The following is a 757-nucleotide window of genomic DNA, read 5'->3' on the forward strand; positions in this document are numbered from 1 at the left end:
ACGCCGTGGGTCGATGTTTGATGTTATGGAGCAGCAACGATGTTACGCAGCAGGGCAGTCGCCCTAAAACAAAGTTAACCCAGGATGAGAACCTTGAAAGTATCATTGATAGCTGCGAAAGCGAAAAACGGCGTGATTGGTTGCGGTCCAGACATACCCTGGTCCGCGAAAGGGGAGCAGCTACTTTTTAAAGCATTGACCTACAATCAGTGGCTTCTGGTGGGTCGCAAGACGTTTGAATCTATGGGCGCACTCCCCAATAGGAAATACGCGGTCGTTACCCGCTCAGGTTGGACATCAAATGATGACAATGTAGTTGTATTTCAGTCAATCGAAGAGGCCATGGACAGGCTAGCTGAATTCACCGGTCACGTTATAGTGTCTGGTGGCGGAGAAATTTACCGAGAAACATTACCCATGGCCTCTACGCTCCACTTATCGACGATCGACATCGAGCCAGAGGGGGATGTTTTCTTCCCGAGTATTCCAAATACCTTCGAAGTTGTTTTTGAGCAACACTTTACTTCAAACATTAACTATTGCTATCAAATTTGGAAAAAGGGTTAACAAAGCTATGCAATCGACGGCAAAAAGCTTCGTTCGCTTCGCGCACTACGCCTTTTTCCGCGATTGATAGCGACGTTAGGCATCACAAAGTACAGCATCGTGACCAACAGCAACGATTCCGTCACACTGCGCCTCATGACTGAGCATGACCTTGCGATGCTCTATGAGTGGCTAAATCGATCTCATATCG

At 47.6% G+C, this 757-nt stretch carries 1 protein-coding gene; it reads left to right on the forward strand.

Annotated features, from left to right (window positions below; all coding sequences use genetic code 11):
- Positions 1 to 93: 93 nt before the first annotated feature.
- Positions 94 to 567, forward strand: a complete 474-nt coding sequence (gene dfrA14 / locus PG888_RS23010) for a trimethoprim-resistant dihydrofolate reductase DfrA14 (RefSeq protein WP_021529707.1) — start codon at positions 94 to 96, stop codon at positions 565 to 567.
- The last annotated feature ends 190 nt before the right edge of the window (positions 568 to 757 follow it).

It is taken from the genome of Aeromonas sp. QDB23 (genome assembly GCF_027707745.1).
In the GTDB taxonomy this organism is placed as follows: Bacteria; Pseudomonadota; Gammaproteobacteria; order Enterobacterales; family Aeromonadaceae; genus Aeromonas; species Aeromonas allosaccharophila.